At 73.4% G+C, this 16858-nt stretch carries 13 protein-coding genes and 1 riboswitch; of the genes, 9 read left to right on the top strand and 4 right to left on the bottom strand.

What is annotated here, in order from left to right; genetic code table 11:
* The first annotated feature begins 4 nt into the window (after nucleotides 1-4).
* The 5 genes from JIG38_RS01530 to JIG38_RS01510 all read left to right on the top strand — a co-directional run bounded on the left by JIG38_RS01530 (nucleotide 5) and on the right by JIG38_RS01510 (nucleotide 6012).
* Nucleotides 5-1753: a dipeptide ABC transporter ATP-binding protein gene (locus tag JIG38_RS01530; RefSeq protein ID WP_199421715.1), complete on the top strand. Its 1749-nt coding sequence runs from the start codon at nucleotides 5-7 to the stop codon at nucleotides 1751-1753.
* A gap of 167 nt (nucleotides 1754-1920) precedes the next feature.
* Nucleotides 1921-2946 carry a 6-phosphofructokinase gene (locus tag JIG38_RS01525; protein WP_199421714.1) on the top strand — a complete coding sequence of 342 codons (1026 nt, stop codon included), beginning with the start codon at nucleotides 1921-1923 and terminating at the stop codon, nucleotides 2944-2946.
* Between the two features lie 190 nt (nucleotides 2947-3136).
* The gene (gene rpsA / locus JIG38_RS01520; protein WP_199421713.1) at nucleotides 3137-4612 is read left to right on the top strand and encodes a 30S ribosomal protein S1; all 1476 of its coding nucleotides are present in this window, start codon (nucleotides 3137-3139) and stop codon (nucleotides 4610-4612) included.
* A gap of 126 nt (nucleotides 4613-4738) precedes the next feature.
* Nucleotides 4739-5365: a dephospho-CoA kinase gene (gene coaE, locus JIG38_RS01515; RefSeq protein WP_307844430.1), complete on the top strand. Its 627-nt coding sequence runs from the start codon at nucleotides 4739-4741 to the stop codon at nucleotides 5363-5365.
* On the top strand, nucleotides 5362-6012 hold the full coding sequence (locus tag JIG38_RS01510) for a pyroglutamyl-peptidase I (RefSeq protein WP_199421712.1): 651 nt from the start codon (nucleotides 5362-5364) through the stop codon (nucleotides 6010-6012). Before coaE ends, JIG38_RS01510 begins: the two co-directional genes overlap by 4 nt.
* Before the next feature lie 160 nt (nucleotides 6013-6172).
* Here JIG38_RS01510 and JIG38_RS01505 read toward each other — a convergent pair whose 3' ends face one another.
* The gene (locus JIG38_RS01505) at nucleotides 6173-6379 is read right to left on the bottom strand and encodes a BldC family transcriptional regulator (RefSeq protein ID WP_199421711.1); all 207 of its coding nucleotides are present in this window, start codon (nucleotides 6377-6379) and stop codon (nucleotides 6173-6175) included.
* A 14-nt stretch (nucleotides 6380-6393) separates the two neighbouring features.
* Nucleotides 6394-6467: riboswitch (cyclic di-GMP riboswitch) on the bottom strand.
* 173 nt (nucleotides 6468-6640) lie between these two features.
* Between JIG38_RS01505 and uvrB the strand changes: the two genes are divergently transcribed.
* Nucleotides 6641-8746 (top strand): excinuclease ABC subunit UvrB, encoded by a 2106-nt coding sequence (gene uvrB / locus JIG38_RS01500; protein WP_199421710.1) that lies wholly within the window; start codon nucleotides 6641-6643, stop codon nucleotides 8744-8746.
* A 68-nt stretch (nucleotides 8747-8814) separates the two neighbouring features.
* Here the strand turns inward: uvrB and JIG38_RS01495 are convergent, their stop codons facing one another.
* Nucleotides 8815-9126, bottom strand: a complete 312-nt coding sequence (locus tag JIG38_RS01495; protein ID WP_199421709.1) for a YciI family protein — start codon at nucleotides 9124-9126, stop codon at nucleotides 8815-8817.
* A gap of 157 nt (nucleotides 9127-9283) precedes the next feature.
* On the opposite strand from JIG38_RS01495, the gene JIG38_RS01490 reads away from it, so the two are divergent.
* Both JIG38_RS01490 and JIG38_RS01485 read left to right on the top strand, forming a co-directional pair.
* Nucleotides 9284-10627: a serine/threonine-protein kinase gene (locus JIG38_RS01490; RefSeq protein WP_199421708.1), complete on the top strand. Its 1344-nt coding sequence runs from the start codon at nucleotides 9284-9286 to the stop codon at nucleotides 10625-10627.
* Nucleotides 10624-11193, top strand: coding sequence for a hypothetical protein (locus tag JIG38_RS01485; protein WP_199421707.1), 570 nt, complete (start codon nucleotides 10624-10626; stop codon nucleotides 11191-11193). Before JIG38_RS01490 ends, JIG38_RS01485 begins: the two co-directional genes overlap by 4 nt.
* A gap of 102 nt (nucleotides 11194-11295) precedes the next feature.
* Here the strand turns inward: JIG38_RS01485 and JIG38_RS19855 are convergent, their stop codons facing one another.
* The gene (locus JIG38_RS19855) at nucleotides 11296-11988 is read right to left on the bottom strand and encodes an MBL fold metallo-hydrolase (protein ID WP_307844429.1); all 693 of its coding nucleotides are present in this window, start codon (nucleotides 11986-11988) and stop codon (nucleotides 11296-11298) included.
* Between the two features lie 2 nt (nucleotides 11989-11990).
* Complete coding sequence (locus JIG38_RS19850; protein ID WP_233404136.1) at nucleotides 11991-13871, bottom strand: glycoside hydrolase family 15 protein; 1881 nt, start codon at nucleotides 13869-13871, stop codon at nucleotides 11991-11993.
* A gap of 125 nt (nucleotides 13872-13996) precedes the next feature.
* Here JIG38_RS19850 and uvrA point away from each other — a divergent pair, with 125 nt between their 5' ends.
* Nucleotides 13997-16858, top strand: a complete 2862-nt coding sequence (uvrA, locus tag JIG38_RS01475) for an excinuclease ABC subunit UvrA (RefSeq protein ID WP_199421706.1) — start codon at nucleotides 13997-13999, stop codon at nucleotides 16856-16858.

Raw genomic sequence — 16858 nt, 5'->3', positions numbered from 1 at the left:
CCGCATGACGACCACCACCGGCACCGGGTCGGACGCCGACCGCAGGGGCGCGGGCCAGACGCCCCTGCTGAGCATCCGCGACCTCGAGGTGACCTTCCGCACGGAGCAGGGCACCGCGACCGCCGTGCGCGGCGCCTCCTTCGACGTGCTCGCGGGGGAGACCGTGGCGATCGTCGGCGAGTCCGGCTCGGGCAAGTCGACGACGGCGATGGCCGTCATCGGGCTGCTCGCCGAGAACGGCCGCGTCTCCGGCGGCCAGATCCTCTTCGAGGGCCAGGACGTCGCGGCCCTCGGCGGCGCGGGACTCGCGCGGATGCGCGGCACCCGGATCGGCATGGTCCCGCAGGACCCGATGTCGAACCTCAACCCCGTGATGCGCGTCGGCGCCCAGATCGTCGAGGCGCTCGAGGACAACGGCGTCGCGCGCGGTGCCGAGGCGCGCCGCCGCACGGTCGAGCTGCTCGAGGAGGCGGGCCTGCCCGACGCCGCGCGCCGCGCCGAGCAGTACCCGCACGAGTTCTCGGGCGGCATGCGCCAGCGCGCGCTCATCGCCATGGGCCTGTCGTGCCGGCCGCGCCTGCTCATCGCGGACGAGCCGACGTCGGCGCTGGACGTCACCGTGCAGCGCGTCATCCTCGACCGCCTCGAGCAGCTGACGTCCGACCTGGGCACGGCGGTGCTGCTCATCACGCACGACCTGGGCCTCGCCGCCGAGCGTGCGAGCCGGGTCGTCGTCATGTACCGGGGCGAGGTCGTCGAGACCGGCCCCGCCACGCAGCTGCTCACGGACCCCCAGCACGAGTACACCAAGCGCCTGCTCGCGGCGGCGCCGTCGCTCGCGTCGCGCCGCATCCAGATCGCGAAGCAGACGGGGGCGACCGACGCCGTCGCGACCGACCTGCTCGCCGTCTCCGCGGACGAGCCCGCCGCGATCGCCGAGGCCGACCACATCGTCGAGGTCGACGACGTGACGAAGGTGTTCCACCTGCGCGGGCAGGGCCTGTTCGCGCGGCGCACCGAGTTCACCGCCGTGGACCACGTGAGCTTCGTGATCCCGCGCGGATCGACGGTCGCGATCGTGGGGGAGTCGGGCTCGGGGAAGTCGACCGTGGCGCGCATGATGCTCGACCTGCTCGAGCCGACGTCGGGCACGATCCGCTTCAACGGGGAGGTCGTCGGCGGGCACGGCGACCGCGAGGCCGAGGTCCGCTTCCGCCGCCAGGTGCAGCCGATCTTCCAGGACCCGTACGCGTCGCTCGACCCGCTCTACACCATCTACCGCACCATCGAGGAGCCGCTGCGGGCGCACGGCACCGGCTCGGCCGCGGACCGGCGCGCGCGCGTGCTCGAGCTCATGGACGACGTCGCGCTCTCGCCCGACCTGCTGCGTCGCTACCCGGGGGAGCTCTCGGGCGGCCAGCGCCAGCGCGTCGCGATCGCGCGGGCGCTCGCGCTCAACCCCGATCTCGTCGTGTGCGACGAGGCCGTCTCGGCGCTCGACGTCATCGTGCAGTCGCAGATCCTCCACCTGCTCGCCGACCTCCAGCACCGGCTGGGCCTCAGCTACCTGTTCATCAGCCACGACCTCGCGGTCGTCCGGCAGATCGCCGACCAGGTGTGCGTCATGGAGAGCGGGCGGATCGTCGAGCAGGGCACCGTGGACGACGTCTTCGACGACCCGCAGCAGGAGTACACGCAGCGGCTGCTCGACGCGATCCCGGGCCGGAGCCTGGCCCTGTCGCTGGGCGCGTGACCGGCACCTGACCGGCACCTCAGGGGGCCGCGACGCGGCACGTCCGCGACGTCGTCCACGGGACCGACGGCCCGCGTCGTGCGTGGTCCCCCTCGCTAGGGTGGAGCCGCGGGCGCGCAGCGGGGCGTCGGACCCGCTCCGTCCCCCTCGACTGAAGGAGCTCGTTCGTGCGCGTCGGACTGCTGACCGGTGGTGGCGACTGCCCCGGCCTCAACGCTGCGATCCGTGCCGTCGTCAAGCACGGCGAGGGCACCTACGGCCACTCGATCATCGGGTTCCGCAACGGCTGGAAGGGCGTCGTCGACGGCGACGTCATGCCGCTGGGGCGCCCGCACATCCGCAACGTCCTGCCCATGGGCGGCACGCTGCTGGGCACGGCGCGGTTCCACCCGAACGAGGAGAACGGGGGCATCGACGCCGTCCTCGCCACGCTCGAGGCCGAGCGGATCGAGGCGCTCATCTGCATCGGCGGCGACGGCACCCTCCACGCCGCGAGCAAGGTGGCCGAGGCGGGCGTCCGCATCGTCGCGATCCCGAAGACGATCGACAACGACGTCGCCGGGACCGACCTGTCGATCGGGTTCCACACCGCGGTGAACATCGCGACCGAGGCGATCGACCGCGTGCACACGACGGCGGAGAGCCACAACCGCGTCATGGTCGTCGAGGTGATGGGCCGCCACGCGGGCTGGATCGCCGTCAACGCGGGCATGGCCGGCGGCGCCGAGCTGGTGCTGGCGCCCGAGGAGCCGTTCGACATCGACCAGGTGGTCAAGTTCCTCAAGCACCGCCACCGCGCGCACGCGAGCTTCTCGATCGTCGTCGTCGCCGAGGGCGCGAGCCCGCGCGAGGGCGGGTCGATGGACTACCGCACGCAGCTCGGCAAGTTCGGCGAGATCGTGGCGGGCGCGATCGGCGAGCGGCTCGCCCACGAGATCGAGCAGCGCACCGGGTTCGAGACGCGCGTGACGATCCTCGGCCACGTGCAGCGCGGCGGTGCACCGACCCCGACGGACCGCATCCTCGGCAGCCGCTTCGGCGTCGCCGCGATGGACGCGATCGCCGCCGGCACGACGGGCGTGATGACGGCGCTGCGCGGCGAGCACATCGAGCTCGTGCCGCTGTCCGAGGTCGCAGGTCGGGTCAAGCACGTGCCGGCGGACATGCTGCGCGCGGCCCAGGTGCTCGCCTGAGCGCACGCGCGACCGACGTCTTTGCCCTCCTTCGCGGCACCGCGTAGGATCGAGGTCGGCGTGACGTGCCTTCGTCGCGCTGGTCTGCTGGTCCGACCGCGCTCGCCCACCGGGTGACGCGCTCCGCCCGGCGCATCCCGCACCATCCCTGTCCGCACTACTCCCTGTCCGCATCGGAGCTCGACACTCAATGACCATCTCCACCCCGACGAAGTCGGCCCCTCAGGTCGCGATCAACGACATCGGCTCGGCCGAGGACTTCCTCGCCGCGATCGACGCGACCATCAAGTACTTCAACGACGGCGACATCGTCGAAGGCACCATCGTCAAGGTCGACCGGGACGAGGTCCTCCTCGACATCGGCTACAAGACCGAGGGTGTCATCCCCTCCCGCGAGCTCTCCATCAAGCACGACGTCGACCCGGACGAGGTCGTCAAGGTCGGCGACGCGGTCGAGGCCCTTGTCCTCCAGAAGGAGGACAAGGAGGGTCGGCTGATCCTGTCGAAGAAGCGCGCCCAGTACGAGCGCGCGTGGGGCACGATCGAGAAGATCAAGGAGGAGGACGGCGTCGTCACCGGCACCGTCATCGAGGTCGTCAAGGGTGGCCTCATCCTCGACATCGGCCTGCGCGGCTTCCTCCCCGCGTCGCTCGTCGAGATGCGTCGCGTCCGCGACCTCCAGCCGTACGTCGGCAAGGAGATCGAGGCGAAGATCATCGAGCTCGACAAGAACCGCAACAACGTCGTCCTCTCGCGCCGCGCCTGGCTCGAGCAGACGCAGTCCGAGGTGCGCTCGACCTTCCTGCAGACCCTGCAGAAGGGCCAGGTCCGCCCCGGTGTCGTGTCCTCGATCGTCAACTTCGGTGCCTTCGTGGACCTGGGCGGCGTCGACGGGCTCGTGCACGTCTCCGAGCTGTCCTGGAAGCACATCGACCACCCCTCCGAGGTCGTCGAGGTCGGCCAGGAGGTCACGGTCGAGGTGCTCGACGTCGACTTCGACCGCGAGCGCGTCTCGCTGTCGCTCAAGGCGACGCAGGAGGACCCGTGGCAGGCGTTCGCCCGGACGCACGCCATCGGCCAGGTCGTGCCCGGCAAGGTCACCAAGCTCGTCCCGTTCGGTGCGTTCGTGCGCGTCGAGGACGGCATCGAGGGCCTCGTGCACATCTCCGAGCTGGCGGTCCGCCACGTCGAGCTGCCCGAGCAGGTCGTCAACGTCGGCGACGACACGTTCGTCAAGGTCATCGACATCGACCTCGAGCGTCGCCGCATCTCGCTCTCGCTCAAGCAGGCCAACGAGGGTCTCGACCCCCACAGCGAGGACTTCGACCCCGCGCTGTACGGCATGGCCGCCGAGTACGACGAGAAGGGGAACTACAAGTACCCCGAGGGCTTCGACCCCGAGACGAACGAGTGGCTCGAGGGCTTCGAGACGCAGCGCGAGGCCTGGGAGGCGCAGTACGCCGCCGCCCACGAGCGCTGGGAGGCTCACAAGAAGCAGGTCGCCGAGGCCGCGCAGGCCGACGCGGACGCGTCGAGCAGCAGCTCGGACAGCGGCTCCGTGAGCTCGACGTCCAGCTACTCCTCGGCCCCGGTCGAGGAGGCCGGCGGCACGCTGGCCTCGGACGAGGCGCTCGCCGCCCTGCGCGAGAAGCTCACCGGCAACTGACCGCCGCCCGCCTCGCGCGGGCAGCACGGTCGCACGCACGGGCCGGTCACCCCTCGGGGTGGCCGGCCCGTCGGCGTGCCGGGCCCGCCGTCGCCCGCGACGGGGACGCCGTCCTAGGGTGGGCGCGTGACCCACGAGCAGCACGGTGACCACCGCCCCCGCCTGCGCGTCGGCCTGACCGGCGGGATCGCTGCCGGCAAGTCGGTCGTCGCGGCACGACTCGCGCACCACGGCGCCGCCGTCGTCGACCACGACGTGCTCGCGAGAGCGGTCGTCGCGCGCGGCACGCCCGGCCTCGCCGCGGTCGCGGCGGCCTTCGGCGACGAGGTGCTCACGGCCTCGGGCGAGCTCGACCGCGCGGCGCTGGGCGCCGTGGTGTTCCGCGACGTCGCCGCGCGCGAGCGCCTCAACGCCGTCGTGCACCCGCTCGTGCGCGAGGCGTCGCACGAGGCGGAGGCCAGGGCGGTGGCGGACGGCAGCGCGGTCGTCGTGCACGACATCCCGCTGCTGGTCGAGACCGGCCAGGCCGGCCACTTCGACGAGCTCGTCGTGGTGGACGCGCCCGCCGAGCTCCGGGTGCGCCGGCTCGTCGACGGCCGGGGGATGACCGAGGCGGACGCCTGGGCACGGCTTGCGGCCCAGGCGGACGACGAGGCGCGGCTCGAGGCGGCCGACGTCGTGCTCGACGGGTCGGGCGACGTCGCGGCGCTCGAGGCGCAGGTCGACGCGCTGTGGCAGCGGTGGAGCGCGTGACGCGGACGGTCCTCGTCACCGGCTTCGAGCCGTTCGGCGGGCAGGACGTCAACGCGTCGTGGGCGGCCGTCGAGCGCGTGGCCGCCGGATGGGACGGGCCGGATCGCCTGGTCACGCTGCGGCTCCCGGTCTCGTTCCGGGGGGCGCGCCAGGAGCTGCGCCTGGCGGTGCGCGACCACGCGCCCGACGTCGTCGTCTGCGTGGGGGAGGCAGGCTCGCGCGCCGCGGTCGGCATCGAGCGGGTCGCGGTCAATCTCGTGGACGCGCCGATCGCGGACAACGACGGGTCCCGGCCGGTGGACGTGCCGGTCGTCGCGGGCGCCCCGGCCGCGTTCTTCAGCGGCCTCCCGGTCCGGGCGTGCCTCGCCGCGGGGCTCGCGACGGGGCGGCCGGTCGAGGTCTCGACCACCGCGGGCACCTACGTGTGCAACGCGACGTTCTACGCGCTCATGCACCTGCTCGCGTCGCGCCCGGGTGTGGTGGGCGGCTTCGTCCACGTGCCGCGCACGCCCGAGCAGGTCGGCGGCGAGGGCCCGGCGCTGAGCGCCGAGGCCTCAGCGGAGGTGCTCACCGCGGTGATCCGGGCGGCGTCGGCGTCCGGCGCGGCGACGGGGGCCGACCGCCTCGTGGCGGGGCGCCTCGACTGATCGCGGCCCTCCGGGGTCGGAGTTCCGTGGGTGGAGCTCCGTGGGCGGACGAGCCGCGGGGGGGGGGGGGGGGGGGGGGGGGTGGTGGGGGGGGGGGGGGGGGGGGGGCGCCGCGGGGGGGGCCCCCCCGGGGGGGGGCCCCCCCCGCCGGGGGGAGTGCTCAGCCCTGCTGCGCGGGGACCGTCGACAGCAGCCCGCGGATCTCGGTCTCGACGAAGCGGCGGTGCCCGCCGAGCGTGCGGACGGCGGTGATCTTCCCGGCGTTGGCCCAGCGGGTGACCGTCTTCGGGTCGACCCGGAACATCGTGGCCACCTCGCCCGGCGTGAGGAGGCTCGTGACGTTCGTGGTGGAGGGTGCGCTCTGCATGAGATGTCCTGTCGTTCGGTGGCTGGGCTGCCCTCGTGGGCCCCTGGCTCTGCGTCCCCGCCTCTCGACGGGTTTGCCCTTGTCGCTGACCGGGGCGGTCCCGGACTCCCGGGATCCGCCTCACACCACCCATCGGCGGCAAACCGGACATGCTTGAGGTGATCTTCGTGTGACCTGCGTCACATCCGAGGGTGGCGTCCGGTGTCCGCGCGCGCGGACCCGCGGCGCGGTCGTGTCGGAGGGTCGACGTACGGTGGTCCCATGCGTCCCGTCACCGATCTGCAGCGCCGCGCGGCCTCGTTCGAGGTCGTGTCGGAGTACACCCCGTCGGGCGACCAGCCGACCGCGATCGCCGACCTCACGTCGCGCATCCGCGCGGGCGAGAAGGACGTCGTCCTGCTCGGCGCGACCGGCACGGGCAAGTCGGCGACCACGGCCTGGCTCATCGAGCAGCTCCAGCGCCCCACGCTGGTCATGGCGCCGAACAAGACGCTCGCCGCGCAGCTCGCGACGGAGTTCCGCGAGCTGCTGCCCAACAACGCGGTCGAGTACTTCGTCTCGTACTACGACTACTACCAGCCCGAGGCGTACATCGCGCAGACGGACACCTACATCGAGAAGGACTCGTCGATCAACGACGAGGTCGAGCGCCTGCGCCACTCGGCGACCAACTCGCTCCTCACGCGGCGGGACGTCGTCGTCGTCGCGTCGGTCTCGTGCATCTACGGCCTCGGCACGCCGCAGGAGTACGTCGACCGCATGGTGCGTCTCTCGGTGGGGGACCAGGTCGAGCGGGACCAGCTGCTGCGCAAGTTCGTGACGATGCAGTACACGCGCAACGACATGGCGTTCACGCGCGGCACGTTCCGCGTCCGTGGGGACACGGTCGAGATCATCCCGGTGTACGAGGAGCTCGCGATCCGGATCGAGTTCTTCGGCGACGAGATCGAGGCGATCCACCTCCTGCACCCGCTCACGGGCGACGTGCTGCGGTCCGAGCTCGACGTGCACCTGTTCCCGGCGACGCACTACGTCGCCGGCCCCGAGCGCATGGAGCGCGCGATCGGGTCGATCGAGGCGGAGCTCGAGGAGCGCCTCGCCGAGCTCGAGCGCCAGAACAAGCTGCTCGAGGCCCAGCGCCTGCGCATGCGCACCACGTACGACATCGAGATGATGCGCCAGGTCGGCAGCTGCTCGGGCATCGAGAACTACTCGCGGCACATCGACGGCCGCGGTCCGGGGACGCCTCCGCACACGCTCCTCGACTACTTCCCCGAGGACTTCCTGCTCGTCATCGACGAGTCCCACGTCACCGTGCCGCAGATCGGTGCGATGTTCGAGGGCGACATGTCGCGCAAGCGCGCGCTGGTCGACCACGGCTTCCGGCTGCCCAGCGCGATGGACAACCGCCCGCTGCGCTGGGAGGAGTTCGTCGAGCGGATCGGCCAGACGGTCTACCTGTCGGCGACGCCCGGGGCCTACGAGCTCGCGCAGTCCGACGGCGTCGTCGAGCAGATCATCCGCCCGACGGGCCTCGTGGACCCGGAGGTCGTGGTCAAGCCGACCACGGGGCAGATCGACGACCTCCTCCACGAGATCCGGCTGCGCACCGAGCGGGACGAGCGCGTGCTCGTCACCACGCTGACGAAGAAGATGTCGGAGGACCTCACCGACTACCTGCTCGAGAAGGGTGTGCGCGTCCAGTACCTGCACTCCGAGGTCGACACGCTGCGCCGCGTCGAGCTGCTGCGCGAGCTCCGGCTCGGTCAGTTCGACGTGCTCGTCGGCATCAACCTGCTGCGCGAGGGCCTCGACCTGCCCGAGGTCTCGCTCGTGAGCATCCTCGACGCCGACAAGGAGGGCTTCCTGCGCTCGGGGACCAGTCTCATCCAGACGATCGGCCGCGCCGCGCGCAACGTCTCCGGTCAGGTCCACATGTACGCGGACAAGGTGACACCCGCCATGGCCCTCGCCATCGAGGAGACGACCCGCCGCCGCGAGAAGCAGGTCGCGTACAACCTCGCGAACGGCATCGACCCGACGCCGCTGCGCAAGAAGATCAGCGACGTCACCGACATGCTCGCGCGCGAGGACCTCGACACGGCCGAGCTGCTGCAGGGCGGCTACCGCAACCCGGGCAAGGGCAAGGCCCCCGTCCCGGGCCGCAAGGGTGGCGCGGCGGCGCAGTCACCGCGGGCGAAGCTCGCCGCGGTCCCGGCCGCCGAGCTCGCCGAGCTCATCGCTGAGCTGAGCGACCAGATGCACGCGGCCGCGGCGGAGCTCCAGTTCGAGCTCGCCGCACGCCTGCGCGACGAGATCTCCGGGCTCAAGCGTGAGCTGCGGGACATGCACGCGGCGACGGCCTGACCCGGCCGGCAGGAGCTTGCCGGGTCGCACCTCGTGCGCCCCGTCGCACCCCCGACCCGGGGCGTCCCTCAGTCGTCGTCGGTCCACGGGCCGAACACCGGCGTCCACGGACGCACCGAGCGTCCGGCGACGAGCCCCGCGAGCGCGAACGGGTCCGCGTCGAGGAGGCGCTCGACCCCGGCGACGTCCTCGGCGCGCACGAGCAGGAGGGCGCCGTCCGGCTCGGCCTGGACGCCGTGCGTGGGGCCCGCCCACGGGCCGCTCGCGAGCAGGGTGCCGGCGTCGTGCAGGTCGCCGAGGAACGCGCGGTGAGCCGGGCGCACGCGGTCGCGCTCGCCGGTGCGCTGGTCGTAGGTGTAGTGGACGGCGTAGACGCTCATGGCGCGATCCTGCCCGGACTTTCACCCGCTCGGGTGCCGCCCTCGACATGCGGACCCCGCGGGGCGCCCCTAGTTTCGACGTGAGGGGACCGGTAGCGAGCGGCGTCACGCTCGGCACGGCGCGGACTGGAGGCAGACGGTGACGCCAGGGGCAGATGTGGCCCGAGGTGTCCTCCTCGACGACAGGTACCGCCTGGAGGACGTGCTCGGGCGAGGCGGCATGGCGACGGTGTACCGCGCCCACGACCTCGTCCTCGACCGCGACGTCGCGGTCAAGCTCTTCCCGCCCGTCCCCGACGACGCGGACGACCTCCTGCGCCACCAGTCGGAAATGCGCGTGCTCGCGCAGCTGAGCCACCCGGGGCTCGTGACCCTCCACGACGCCGGCGCGGCGCACGCGGGTGGTCCGGCGCGCCAGACGTACCTCGTCATGGAGCTCGTCGACGGCCCGACGCTGGCGGACCGGCTCACCGAGGGCCCGCTCAGCCCGCGCCACACCGCGCGCCTCGGTCGCCAGGTGGCCGAGGCGCTCGCCGTCGTGCACGCCGCCGACGTGGTCCACCGGGACGTCAAGCCCGCCAACGTGCTGCTCGTCGACCGTGACCGACTCGCCTCGGCCGCCTCGGAGGACCCGGCCGCCGCGGTGACCACGGGCCCGATCGTCAAGCTCGCGGACTTCGGCATCGCGCGGCTCTCCGACGGCGCCCGCCTCACCGTCACGGGGACGACGCTCGGCACGGCGACCTACCTCAGCCCGGAGCAGGCCGCGGGCCAGTCCGTCGGCCCGGCGACCGACGTGTACGCCCTCGGTCTCGTCCTGCTGGAGTGCCTGACCGGGCGCAAGTCGTTCACGGGGACGGTCGTGGAGGTCGCCGCGGCGCGGCTCAACACGTCGCCCGCCGTCCCCACGGAGTTCGGCCCGGAGTGGGTCGTGGTGCTCCAGGGGATGACGCGGATGCGGCCCGAGGAGCGGCTCACGGCGGCGGAGGCGGCCACCCGGCTCGCCGCGCTCGCCGAGGACGGGATCTCGACGGGCGAGGTGCCGACGGGCGTGCACGCGCTCGCGACGCGTGCGATGCCTGCGGGGCCCACGGTCGACGGCGGCGATCTCGGGTCGGTCCCGCGTCACGCGCTCCCCGCGAGCATCCCTCCGCGCGTCCCCCCGCCGCCGCCCCGGCGCCGGGGCACGGGCGAGGTCCCGCTCGCCGACGACACGCACCGGTACTCGCCCGACGAGGTCCGGGAGGCGGCGGAGAGGGCTGCGCGCAGCCCGCGCCGGCGACCCACGGCGGCCGAGGTCACCGGGCAGCAGCCGGTCGACCGGCGGCGCCGGCGCGGTGCCGCCCTCGTGGCCCTCGCCGTCGTCGTGCTCGGTGCGATCGGGCTGCTCGGCGCGCGGCTCACCCAGGGCGAGGCGCCGCCCGAGCCGCCGACGTACCCGAGCGTCGAGGGACCCCTCGGCGACGCCCTCACCGACCTCCAGCAGAGCGTGGAGCCGTGAGGCGCGGACCCGCCGGCGCCGGCGCGCGTCGCCGCAGCGCGCCCGCTCCGGCCCTCGGCGCCCGGAACTCCCGCCGCGGGCGTGCCGCCGCCCTCGCGCTGGCCACGGCCCTCGTCCTCGCGGCGTGCGGGGCGTCGCCGGACCTGCGCCCCGAGACCGCCGCGACGCTCCAGGACGGCGTCCTCGCGGTCACCCAGGCGGTCGCCGACGGCCGGCACGACGTCGCCGAGACCGAGCTCACCGAGCTGCGTGCCGCGCTCGAGGCCGCGGTCGACGAGGGGGACGTGAGCGCGGCGCGGTACCGCGTGGTCGACGACGCCCTGGACCGCGTCACCGCCGAGCTCGCCGCCGCGCGCGCCGCGCAGGCGGCCGCGGAGCAGGCCGCCGCGGAGCAGGCGGCGGCCGAGCAGGCGGCGGCGGAGCAGGCCGCGGCCGAGCAGGCGGCGGCCGAGCAGGCGGCGGCGGAGCAGGCGGCGGCGGAGCAGGCGGCTCAGGGCGGCGGCGGCGGCAAGGGCGAGGGCGAGGGTGAGGGCAACGGCCGGGGGAACGACAAGGACGACGACTGACCCCTGCGGGCGCCCCGTCGTGGGCGCCCTCGCCTGCCGCGCACCGGTGTCCTCACGATGCCGATGTCCTCACGGTGCCGGTGCCCGCACCAGCCGTGGCGCTCACCAGCCGCGTGCGCGCCACGCGGCGAGGTGCGGTCGCTCCGCGCCCAGCGTCGTGTCGCGCCCGTGCCCCGGATACACCCAGGTCAGGTCGTCGAAGCGGCCGAACACGCGCTCCTCGAGGTCCGTCATGAGCGACGCGAAGGCCTCGGGGTCCCTCGTCCGCCCAGGCCCGCCCGGGAAGAGGCTGTCTCCCGTGAACAGGTGGACCCGCTGCGCGACGCCCTCGGGCGCCCGGGTCGCCGTCGGCTCGCGGTAGGCGAGGGCGACCGACCCGGGCGTGTGCCCGCGCAGGGCCACGACCTCGAGCGTCACGTGGCCGACGAGCACGACGTCGCCGTGCACCAGCCGGCGCGCGACGTGGACCGGCAGCGCGTCGGCGTCGGCCGCCCCGGCAGCGGTCGCCGCGCCCGTGACGGCGACGAGGGACTCGAGCGCGCCGTGGTGGTCCGGGTGCCGGTGCGTCGTGACCACGGTCGCGAGCCGGGCCGAGCCGGAGCCCTCGCGGACGAGGGCGAGCAGGCGCTCGGGGTCGGCGGCAGCGTCGACGAGCAGCTGGTCGCCGCTCCCGCGGCACGTGAGCAGGTAGGTGTCGTTGTCCATCGGACCGACGGACGCCTTGCGGATCACGAGCTCGTCGAGCTCGCGGACGTCGCTCGGTCCGCCGGGCACCACGTCGCCGGTGTAGGCCACCGTCAGGCCCGCACCGACGCGGCGTCGGGGGCCCGGCGCGCCCTCTCGACCGCGACCTCGTGGCTGTGCACCGCGCGCACCAGCGCGAGGTGGCTGAGCGCCTGCGGGAAGTTGCCGGCCATCCGGTCCCCCTCCACGTCGTACTCCTCCGAGAGCAGCCCGAGATCGTTGGTGAGCCCGACGAGGCGGTCGAGCACGCGCGTCGACCCCTCGACGTCGCCGCAGCGGGCGAGCGCGTCGGCCAGCCAGAAGCTGCACGCGACGAAGGGGTGCTCGCCGCCGACCAGGCCGTCGTCGGTCCGCTGGGGGTGGTAGCGGTGCACGAGCCCCTCGCTCACCTCGAGCTCCGCACGGATCGCCGCGACCGTCCCGCGGAAGCGCTCGTCGTCGGGCGGTAGGAAGCCCACCTGGACCATCTGCAGGAGCGAGGCGTCGGTCCGGGTGCTCCCGTAGTGCTGGACGAACGTGCCGCGGGCGGCGTCGTAGCCGTGCTCGAGCACGTCGGCCCGGATCTCGTCGCGGACCGCCCGCCAGCGCTCGACCGGTCCCTCGAGCCCGAAGTCCTCCACGGCGCGCACGGCGCGGTCGACCGCGGCCCACGACATGATCCTCGAGTGCGTGAAGTGCTGCGGCTCGCCGCGCACCTCCCAGATGCCGCGGTCGGCGTGGCGCCACGTGTGCGTGAGGTCCTCGACGAGGAGGCGCTGCAGGGCCCACGAGTCGTGCGTCTCCTCGAGCCCGCACTCCCGGGCGAGGTGCAGGGCGCACATCACCTCGCCCAGGACGTCGAGCTGCATCTGGTCCACGGCCGCGTTGCCCACGCGGACGGGCCGGGACCCCGAGTGCCCGGGCAGGTGGTCGAGCACGACCTCGGGCAGGTCCCGCCGGCCGTCCGTGCCGTACATGATCTGCAGGTCCCGCGGGTCGCCCGCGACGGCGCGCAGCAGCCAGTCGCGCCAGTCGGTGGCCTCGGTGCGGTAGCCGTGCTCGAGCAGCGCCTCGAGCGTGAGCGCCGCGTCGCGCAGCCAGCAGAACCGGTAGTCCCAGTTGCGCTCGCCGCCGAAGTCCTCGGGCAGCGACGTGGTGGGCGCCGCGATGATGCCGCCGGTGCTTCCGTCGGTGAGGAGGCGCAGGACGAGCAGCGACCGCACGACGGCGTCGCGGTAGGGCCCGTCGTAGCGCGCGCTGTGGGCCCACTGCGCCCATCGGATGCGGGTCGCCTCGAGGCGCTCGCCGATGGGCATGCGGTCGGGGATGGGGTCCCACGACGGCGTCCAGGTGAGCCCGAGCTCGACGGACTCGCCCTCCTGCATGTCGAACTCGTCCCGGTGGCGGTGGTCGACCGCGTTCGGGAGCCGCTCACCGCGCAGCAGCAGCGCGTCGGGGCCGGCGATCGCGCGGATGGCGCGGTTGCCCTCGCCGTCGCGGACGCGCCGGACCCAGGGCTCGATGCTCCCGTAGCCGAACCGCACGACCCACTCGTGCTCGACCGTGACGGTCCCGGAGAGGACCTCGAGCCGGCGGACGAGGTCCGCCCGGCCGTCGAGGAGGGGCATGGCGTCGACGACGACGGCGGTGCCGGTCGGGGTCTCGTAGGTCGTCTCGAGGACGAACGAGTCGTCGAGGTACCGGCGCGTGACCGACGTCGCGTCGCGGACGGTGAGCAGCCACCGGCCGTGGTCGGGCGTGCCCAGGAGCGCGGCGAAGCACGCGGGGGAGTCGAAGTGCGGCAGGCACAGCCAGTCGACAGAGCCGCCGCGCGAGACGAGCGCGGCCGTCCGGCCGTCCCCGAGGACGGCGTAGTCCGCGATGGGGGTCGACTTCGGCGTCTGGACCGCGACGGCGGGGGGCGGGCGACCGGGGTCGGGGGGCGGCGTCGTCATCACCACAGTGTGGTCCGCACATCCCGACCGCGCACGGCGCCCGTGGGCGATGTCACAGACCGTCGCGCGCCCTCAGGGGTTCGAACGCCTGTACGCATGTCGGAGCGGCGACGTAGGATGCTCCGGTGAACGACCGACTCATCGTGCAGGGCGCGCGCGAGCACAACCTGCGCAACGTCGACCTCGACCTCCCCCGGGACAGCCTCATCGTCTTCACGGGCCTGTCCGGCTCCGGGAAGTCCTCGCTGGCCTTCGACACCATCTTCGCGGAGGGGCAGCGGCGCTACGTCGAGTCGCTCTCGGCGTACGCGCGCCAGTTCCTCGGGCAGATGGACAAGCCCGACGTCGACTTCATCGAGGGCCTGTCGCCCGCGGTCTCGATCGACCAGAAGTCGACCAACCGCAACCCGCGCTCGACGGTGGGCACCATCACCGAGGTCTACGACTACCTGCGCCTGCTGTTCGCGCGCGCGGGCACGCAGTTCTGCCCGGTCTGCGGCGAGCAGGTGAGCCGGCAGACGCCCCAGCAGATCGTCGACCGGCTGCTCGAGCTGCCCGAGGGGACGCGCTACCAGGTGCTCGCGCCGATGGTGCGCGGCCGCAAGGGCGAGTACGCCGACCTGTTCAAGGAGCTCCAGGCCAAGGGCTTCGCGCGCGCCCGGGTGGACGGCGAGGTCGTCCAGCTCACCAGCCCGCCGACGCTCGAGAAGAAGCTCAAGCACACGATCGAGGTGGTGGTGGACCGCCTCGTCGCGCGCGAGGGGGTGCAGCGCCGGCTCACGGACTCCGTCGAGACCGCGCTCGTGCTCGCGAACGGCCTGCTCGTCGTCGAGCTCGTCGACGCGGAGGCGGACGACCCGAACCGCGAGCGCCGCTTCTCCGAGCACCGCGCGTGCCCCAACGACCACCAGCTGTCGCTCGAGGAGATCGAGCCGCGGACCTTCTCGTTCAACGCGCCCTACGGCGCGTGCCCGGAGTGCACCGGCATCGGCAGCCGGCTCGAGGTCGACCCCGACCTCGTCATCCCGGACGAGGAGGCGACCCTGTCGGGCGGCGCCGTCGCCCCGTGGGCGCAGACGTCGTCCGAGTACTTCCAGCGCGTGCTCACCGCCCTGGCCGCCGAGCTGGGCTTCGGGATGGACGTCCCGTGGCGCGCCCTGCCTGAGCGCGCCCGCGACGCGATCCTCTACGGCCAGGACCACAAGGTGCACGTCAGGTACCGGAACCGCTGGGGTCGTGAGCGGCAGTACTCGACGGGCTTCGAGGGCGTCGTGACGTTCATCGAGCGGCGCCACGCGGAGACCGACTCCGACTGGTCGAAGGAGAAGTACGAGGCCTACATGCGCGAGGTCCCGTGCCCGGTCTGCAAGGGCACGCGCCTCAAGCCCGAGGTGCTCGCGGTGCGCGTCGGCGGACGCTCGATCGCCGAGGTGTGCCGACTGCCGCTCCGCGAGGCGCGGGACTTCCTCGGCGCGCTCGAGCTGGGCGAGCGCGAGCGCGCGATCGCCACGCAGGTGCTCAAGGAGATCCAGGCGCGGCTCGGCTTCCTGCTCGACGTCGGCCTCGACTACCTCGCGCTCGACCGTCCGGCGGGCACGCTCTCGGGCGGCGAGGCGCAGCGCATCCGGCTCGCGACCCAGATCGGGTCGGGCCTCGTGGGCGTGCTCTACGTCCTCGACGAGCCGAGCATCGGCCTGCACCAGCGTGACAACCGGCGGCTCATCGACACGCTCACGCGCCTGCGGGACCTCGGCAACACCCTCATCGTCGTCGAGCACGACGAGGACACGATCCGCACCGCGGACTGGATCGTCGACATCGGTCCCGGCGCGGGGGAGCACGGCGGCCGCGTCGTCCACTCGGGCGACCTGCCGGGGCTGCTCGCGTCGGCGGAGTCCGTGACGGGCGCCTACCTGTCCGGGCGGCGCGAGATCCCGATGCCGCAGACGCGCCGGCCCTACGACGCGAACCGCACGGTGACCGTCGTCGGCGCGCGCGAGCACAACCTCGTGGGGATCGACGTGACCTTCCCGCTCGGGTGCCTCGTCGCCGTCACGGGCGTCTCGGGCTCGGGCAAGTCGACGCTCGTCAACTCGATCCTCTACACGGTCATGGCGAACGAGCTCAACGGCGCGCGCCAGGTCCCGGGCCGGCACACGCGGGTCACCGGGCTCGACCAGCTCGACAAGGTCGTGCACGTCGACCAGGGACCGATCGGCCGCACGCCCCGGTCCAACCCGGCGACCTACACGGGTGTGTGGGACCACGTGCGCAAGCTGTTCGCGGAGACGACGGAGGCCAAGGTCCGCGGCTACACGCCCGGGCGGTTCTCGTTCAACGTCAAGGGCGGCCGCTGCGAGGCGTGCTCCGGCGACGGCACGATCAAGATCGAGATGAACTTCCTGCCGGACGTCTACGTGCCGTGCGAGGTCTGCCACGGGGCGCGGTACAACCGCGAGACCCTCGAGGTGCACTTCAAGGGCAAGACCGTCGCCGAGGTGCTCGACATGCCGATCGAGGAGGCCGCGGAGTTCTTCGCCGCGGTCCCGGCGATCTCGCGCTACATGCGCACCCTCGTCGACGTCGGCCTGGGCTACGTCCGGCTCGGTCAGCCGGCGCCGACGCTGTCGGGCGGCGAGGCGCAGCGCGTCAAGCTCGCGAGCGAGCTGCAGAAGCGCTCGACCGGCCGCACGGCGTACGTGCTCGACGAGCCGACGACGGGCCTGCACTTCGAGGACATCCGCAAGCTCCTCGGCGTGCTCCAGTCGCTCGCCGACAAGGGCAACACCGTCATCGTCATCGAGCACAACCTCGACGTCATCAAGAACGCCGACTGGGTGATCGACATGGGTCCCGAGGGCGGGTCCGGCGGCGGGCGGGTCATCGCCGAGGGCACCCCCGAGCACGTCGCGTCGGTCCCCGGGAGCCACACGGGCCGGTTCCTCGCGGAGGTGCTCGAGCCGCAGGCGGAGCTCGCCAGCGCCTGA

The sequence above is a fragment of the Actinotalea solisilvae genome, assembly GCF_016464425.1.
Taxonomy (GTDB): Bacteria; Actinomycetota; Actinomycetes; order Actinomycetales; family Cellulomonadaceae; genus Actinotalea; species Actinotalea solisilvae.
Note: the sequence above shows the minus strand (reverse complement) of the source record. Positions and strands in the feature narration are given on the sequence as shown.